Annotated in this window: 7 protein-coding genes; 2 read left to right on the top strand and 5 right to left on the bottom strand. The window is 69.1% G+C overall.

Going from position 1 to position 6,050, the window contains the following annotated elements; genetic code table 11:
- Positions 1-13: 13 nt before the first annotated feature.
- The 3 genes from AAT21_RS10585 to thyX all read right to left on the bottom strand — a co-directional run bounded on the left by AAT21_RS10585 (position 14) and on the right by thyX (position 3,689).
- Positions 14-1,699, bottom strand: coding sequence for a ribonuclease J (locus AAT21_RS10585; RefSeq protein WP_046776402.1), 1,686 nt, complete (start codon positions 1,697-1,699; stop codon positions 14-16).
- A 123-nt stretch (positions 1,700-1,822) separates the two neighbouring features.
- The gene (gene dapA / locus AAT21_RS10580; RefSeq protein WP_046776401.1) at positions 1,823-2,722 is read right to left on the bottom strand and encodes a 4-hydroxy-tetrahydrodipicolinate synthase; all 900 of its coding nucleotides are present in this window, start codon (positions 2,720-2,722) and stop codon (positions 1,823-1,825) included.
- A 226-nt stretch (positions 2,723-2,948) separates the two neighbouring features.
- Positions 2,949-3,689 carry an FAD-dependent thymidylate synthase gene (gene thyX / locus AAT21_RS10575; protein ID WP_046776400.1) on the bottom strand — a complete coding sequence of 247 codons (741 nt, stop codon included), beginning with the start codon at positions 3,687-3,689 and terminating at the stop codon, positions 2,949-2,951.
- 213 nt (positions 3,690-3,902) lie between these two features.
- Between thyX and AAT21_RS10570 the strand changes: the two genes are divergently transcribed.
- Together AAT21_RS10570 and AAT21_RS10565 are read left to right on the top strand one after the other, a co-directional pair.
- The gene (locus AAT21_RS10570) at positions 3,903-4,142 is read left to right on the top strand and encodes a hypothetical protein (RefSeq protein WP_030958676.1); all 240 of its coding nucleotides are present in this window, start codon (positions 3,903-3,905) and stop codon (positions 4,140-4,142) included.
- Between the two features lie 48 nt (positions 4,143-4,190).
- Positions 4,191-4,754 carry a hypothetical protein gene (locus AAT21_RS10565; protein ID WP_046776399.1) on the top strand — a complete coding sequence of 188 codons (564 nt, stop codon included), beginning with the start codon at positions 4,191-4,193 and terminating at the stop codon, positions 4,752-4,754.
- 51 nt (positions 4,755-4,805) lie between these two features.
- Here the strand turns inward: AAT21_RS10565 and AAT21_RS10560 are convergent, their stop codons facing one another.
- Positions 4,806-5,258: a tetratricopeptide repeat protein gene (locus AAT21_RS10560; protein WP_046776398.1), complete on the bottom strand. Its 453-nt coding sequence runs from the start codon at positions 5,256-5,258 to the stop codon at positions 4,806-4,808.
- Positions 5,259-5,273: 15 nt separating this feature from the next.
- Positions 5,274-6,026 (bottom strand): 4-hydroxy-tetrahydrodipicolinate reductase, encoded by a 753-nt coding sequence (gene dapB, locus AAT21_RS10555; protein ID WP_046776397.1) that lies wholly within the window; start codon positions 6,024-6,026, stop codon positions 5,274-5,276.
- Positions 6,027-6,050 lie beyond the last annotated feature (24 nt).

The following is a 6,050-nucleotide window of genomic DNA, read 5'->3' as shown; positions in this document are numbered from 1 at the left end:
GCGAGGGCCTGAATCAGACCTCGACGACGACGGGGAGGATCATCGGGCGACGGCGGTAGCTGTCCGAGACCCACTTGCCCATCGTGCGGCGGATGAGCTGCTGGATCTGGTGCGGCTCGGCGACGCCGTCGGCCGCGGCGCGGGCGATGGCTTCCTCGATCTTGGCGATGACCGTCCCGAAGGCCCCGTCGTCGATGCCGGAGCCGCGGGCCTGGATGTTCGGGCCGCTGACCACCTTGCCGGTGGTGCTGTCCACGACGACGTAGACCGAGATGATGCCCTCGTCGCCGAGGATCCGGCGGTCCTTGAGCGAGGACTCGGTAACGTCACCGACCGACAGGCCGTCCACGTAGACGTAGCCGGCCTGCACCTTTCCGGAGATCCGGGCCTTGCCGTCAACCAGGTCGACGACCACGCCGTCCTCGGCGATGACGATCCGGTCCTTGGGGACGCCCGTCATGGCACCGAGCTCGGCGTTGGCGCGCAGGTGGCGCCATTCGCCGTGGACCGGCATCAGGTTCCGCGGCTTGCAGATGTTGTAGAAGTACAGCAGCTCGCCGGCCGAGGCGTGGCCCGAGACGTGCACCTTGGCGTTGCCCTTGTGCACGACGTTGGCGCCCCAGCGGGTCAGGCCGTTGATCACGCGGTACACGGCGTTCTCGTTGCCCGGGATGAGGGACGACGCCAGGATCACGGTGTCGCCGGGGACGATCCGGATCTGGTGGTCGCGGTTCGCCATCCGGGACAGGGCCGCCATCGGCTCACCCTGCGAACCGGTGCAGACCAGGACGACCTCCTCCGGCGGCAGGTCGTCGAGCGTCTTGACGTCCACGACGAGGCCGGCCGGGACGCGGAGGTAGCCCAGGTCCCGGGCGATGCCCATGTTGCGGACCATCGAACGGCCGACGAAGGCGACCCGGCGGCCGTACTCGTGGGCGGCGTCGAGGATCTGCTGGATGCGGTGCACGTGGCTGGCGAAGCTGGCCACGATGATCCGGTGGTGGGCGTTGGCGAAGACGTTCCGCAGCACGGTGGAGATCTCGCGCTCCGGCGGCACGAAGCCCGGGACCTCGGCGTTCGTCGAGTCGGACAGCAGGAGGTCGATGCCCTCCTCGCTCAGCCGCGCGAAGGCGTGCAGGTCCGTGAGGCGCTTGTCCAGCGGGAGCTGGTCCATCTTGAAGTCGCCGGTGGCGACGACCAGACCCGCGCCGGTGCGGATCGCCACCGCCAGGGCGTCCGGGATGGAGTGGTTGACCGCGATGAACTCGCAGTCGAAGGGGCCCAGGCCCTCGCGCTCGCCCTCCTTCACCTCAAGGGTGTAGGGGCGGATGCGGTGCTCCTGGAGCTTGGCTTCGATGAGGGCCAGCGTCAGCTTGGAGCCGATCAGCGGGATGTCGGGCTTCTCCCGCAGGAGGTACGGAACGGCGCCGATGTGGTCCTCGTGGCCGTGCGTGAGGACGATGCCCTCGATGTCGTCGAGACGATCCCGGATGGACGAGAAGTCCGGCAGGATCAGGTCGATGCCTGGCTGCTCCTCCTCGGGGAAGAGGACGCCGCAGTCGACGATCAGGAGGCGGCCGTCGTACTCGAAGACGGTCATGTTGCGGCCGATCTCGCCGAGACCACCCAGAGGGGTGACCCTGAGGCCGCCCTTGGGCAGCTTCGGCGGCGGACCGAGTTCCGGATGCGGATGGCTCAAAAGTGTCTCCTCACCACGCACGCCACGTACCCGGAAGGCACGTGGCGCGCATGTCATTCGTGCACTTGCTGTTGTCTGCTCTGTATTTGTCCGGTGGTGCTTATTCAGTTGTGAAGTCTGTTGTCAGAGCTGTACCCCGCCCGCGGCAAGATCGATCTTGAGCTGAGCCGTCTCTTCGTCGGTCAGTTCGATCAGCGGGAGCCGCAGCGGGCCGGCGGGCAGGCCCTGCAGGTTCAGCGCGCCCTTGGTGGTCATCACACCCTGGGTGCGGAACATGCCGGTGAAGACGGGAAGCAGCTTCTGGTGGATCTCGGCCGCCTTCTGGACGTCCCCGGCGAGGTACGCCTCCAGCATGGCGCGCAGGTCGGGGGTGACCACGTGGCCGACGACGGAGACGAAGCCGGCGGCGCCGACCGACAGGAGCGGCAGGTTCAGCATGTCGTCACCGGAGTACCAGGCCAGGCCGCTCCGCGCGATCGCCCAGCCGGCACGGCCGAGGTCGCCCTTGGCGTCCTTGTTGGCCACGATACGGGGGTGCTCGGCCAGCCGGACCAGGGTTTCGGTCTCGATCGGAACGCCGCTGCGGCCGGGGATGTCGTAGAGCATGACCGGCAGCCCGGTCGCGTCGGCGATCGCCGTGAAGTGCCGGTAGAGGCCCTCCTGCGGCGGCTTGCTGTAGTACGGGGTGACGGCGAGCAGGCCGTGGGCGCCGGTGCGCTCGGCCTGGCGGGCCAGTTCGAGGGTGTGGCGGGTGTCGTTGGTGCCGATGCCGGCGACCACGTGGGCACGGTCTCCGACGGCTTCGAGTACGGCTCGTACGAGGTCGTTTTTCTCCGCGTCGGTGGTGGTCGGCGACTCACCGGTGGTGCCGTTGATGATCAGGCCGTCGTTGCCTGCGTCCACCAGGTGGACGGCGAGCTGCTGCGCGCCGTCGAGGTCGAGTGCGCCATCCGCCGTGAACGGCGTGATCATGGCGGTGAGGACCCGCCCGAAGGGGGTCTGCGGAGTCGAGATCGGAGCCATGGGTAACACGCTACTCGCTGCCATGCTCGCGGTGTCCCCTCGGGGGACGTCAACCGGGGGATGGCTCCCGGTGGTGACCGGGAGTGTTGGACGCCGGCACTGCCTGCTCGGGGGTTCAAGCAGTGCCGGGTCCGTTTGATCAGCCTAGATGAAGTTTACGAAACGCCGCAATACGGACACTTCGGACTTGGCTCCGTACATCTGTACGGCATGGGCGCAAAAGCCCTTACGGGGCAACGCGCCCGTTGCTGTTGTACGCCGCGTACGTCAGCGGCATGAGCCGGGCCCAGTGCTGCTCCATCTTCTCGCCGACCATCTCGATCTCCCGCTGCGGGAAGGACGGGACGGTCGCCAGCTCGTGCTGCGTACGCAGCCCGAGGAAGTGCATCAGCGAGCGCGCGTTGCAGGTGGCGTACATCGAGGAGAAGAGGCCGACCGGCAGGACCGAACGGGCCACCTCCCGGGCCACGCCCGCGGCGAGCATCTCCTGGTAGGCCTCGTACGCCTGTACGTAGGAGTCCTCCATGACGCGGGCGGTCAGCTCCTGCTGCGCCTGGGTGCCCTCGACGAAGACGTACTTGCCGGGACGGCCCTCCTGGACGAGCTTGCGCTCCGCGTCGGGAACGTAGAAGACCGGCTCCAGCTCCCTGTAGCGGCCCGACTCCTCGTTGTAGGACCAGCCCACGCGGTGGCGCATGAACTCGCGGAACACGAAGATCGGGGCGCTGATGAAGAAGGTCATCGAGTTGTGCTCGAAGGGGCTGCCGTGGCGGTCCCGCATCAGGTAGTTGATGAGGCCCTTGGAGCGCTCCGGATCCTTCTGCAGCTCCTCCAGGGACTGCTCGCCGGCCGTGGAGACGCGGGCCGCCCACAGCACGTCGGAGTCGGCGGCGGAGTGCTTCACCAGCTCCACCGTCACGTCGCTGCGGAAGCTGGGTTTCAGATCTGAAGCGGCGGTCTCGCTCACCGGGGGTCCTTCCAAACGTGCGTCCTGGGGCGCGCCCACTCTACGGCGCCCCTCACGGGTCCCCACGCATGCTCACCCGCCACCGGGGCATCCGCACAGCTGACGCACAGCCATGAATTTTGGTGAATGTCCCGAAATCCGGCACCGATTGGGCGGCCCGTACGTCCTACAGAACAGAACGCACCCGCATCGAGCCCGAGGAGATTCCCTCTCATGTTTCGCCGGCGCGAACCCGTTCCGTTCGCCTTCGTCGCCGAGGCCGACCGTTTCCGGAGCAACGTCACCCCGCCGCCGCGTGAGCGGCTGGGCAAAGCCCAGTTGGCCGCCCGTAGTCTGGTCGGACTGACCGTGGTCGCGGGGCTCGCCGGCTCACTGCTGTTCGGCATACCGGCGCTCCAGCCGAACAAGGCGCCGGAGAAGTCGCAGCAGTCGACCGCGGCCGAGGGACGGTAGCCTCACGGGCACAGCCCTACCGAACGTGCATGTGAGTGAGGTCCAGCCGTGCCCCTGCCCTTCCTGACGGCCGACGGCGTGTCCGACGCGGACGACGACGGCGACGAGGTCCTGGCCCACGCCGACCACGACCGCTGGCGACGGCCCTACCGGCCCGGCCCCTGGCGCGTGGCCATCTCCGCGGTACTGCTTCTGCTGTCCGCCTTCATGCTGCTGGCCACGATGATCGTCGCCTTTGCGGGCAGCGGCTGGGGCGGGGCGGTCGCCTGCCTGGTCGCCGCTCTCGCCGTCCTCGGGTCCGCGCTGCAGATGCTGCGCGTCGGCGTGTGGGTCAGCCGGACGGGTCTGCGCCGGGTCGGCTTCTTCGTGACCCGTACGATCGCGTGGAACGAGGTCACCGAGATCCGCACCGTGCAGCAGCCGGTGCGCTGGCTGGGGCTGCCGAGGACCGTGCAGGGGCAGGCGCTGACGGTGTCCGCCCGGGGCGTCGCGGAGCCGCCGGTGCTGCTGACCGACCACAACGCCGATTTCCTGTCGCGGGCCGAGGCCTTCGACCGGGCGGCGGACACGGTCGAGGCCTGGGCCGAGGAGCACCGTCCCGTGCCCGCCTGACACCCGGGTCCCGGGTGTGCCGGGACGTGCCGCGTGGAGCCCGTACAGGTGTCAGACCTGTACGGGCTTCTTGTCGTGCAGGGCGATGGCCCGCTGCATGGCCTTGCGCGCCCGCGGGGTGTCCCGGGCGTCGTGGTAGGCGACGGCGAGCCGGAACCAGCTGCGCCAGTCCCCCGGCGCGTCCTCGGTCTCGGCCTTGCGGCGTGCGAAGACCTCGTCGGCGGAGTCCCGCAGGATCCGGCCGTATTGGTCGCGCTCCAGCTCGTCCACGGGCAGTCCGCCCTCGGCCTCCAGCTCACCGGCGAGCTGGTTGGCCCTGGTGACGAACTGCGTGTTCTTCCAGAGGAACCAGATGCCGATGACCGGCAGGATCAGCACGGCCACCCCGAAGGTGACGGTGAGCCATGTTCCCTGCTGGATCAGCAGCAGGCCCCGGCTGCCGACCAGGACGAAGTAGACAACCAGTACGGCAGCCGTGATGAAGTACGTGATCTTCGCGCGCATCGTGAATCAGTCCGGTCAGCCCAGGTCGAGGAAGTTTTCCAGGCCGAAGGTGAGGCCCGGGGTCTGCGTCACGCGGCGCGTGCCGAGCAGGATGCCCGGCATGAAGCTGCTGTGGTGCAGGGAGTCGTGACGGATGGTCAGGGTTTCGCCCTCACCGCCGAGGAGGACCTCCTGGTGCGCCAGCAGGCCGCGCAGGCGCACGGCGTGGACCGGGACGCCGTCGACGTCCGCGCCGCGCGCGCCGTCGAGCGCGGTGGCGGTGGCGTCGGGCTGCGCGCCGAGGCCGGCCTCGGCGCGGGCGGCCGCGATGAGCTGCGCGGTACGGGTCGCGGTACCGGAGGGGGCGTCGACCTTGTTGGGGTGGTGCAGTTCGACGACCTCGACGGACTCGAAGTACCGGGCCGCCTGGGCGGCGAACTTCATCGTGAGGACGGCGCCGATGGAGAAGTTCGGGGCGATGAGGACACCGGTCTTCGGGGAGGCGGCGAGCCAGGTGTCGAGCTGCGCGAGGCGGTCCTCGGTCCAGCCGGTGGTGCCGACCACGCCGTGGATGCCGTGGCGGACGAGGAACTCGAGGTTCTCCATCACGGAGGCGGGGGTGGTCAGCTCGACCGCGACCTGGGCGCCGGCCTCGGTCAGCGTCTCCAGCTTGTCGCCGCGGCCGAGGGCGGCGACGAGCTCCATGTCCTCCGCGGCCTCGACCGCCTTGACGGCCTCGGCGCCGATACGGCCCCGGGCGCCGAGGACTGCCACGCGCAGCTTGCTCATAGTCTCTTCCTTACCTGCGTACCG

It is taken from the genome of Streptomyces yangpuensis (assembly GCF_001005295.1).
GTDB classification, from domain to species: domain Bacteria; phylum Actinomycetota; class Actinomycetes; order Streptomycetales; family Streptomycetaceae; genus Streptomyces; species Streptomyces yangpuensis.
The sequence above is the reverse complement of the archived record's forward strand: the minus strand, read 5'-3'. Positions and strand labels throughout refer to the sequence as shown.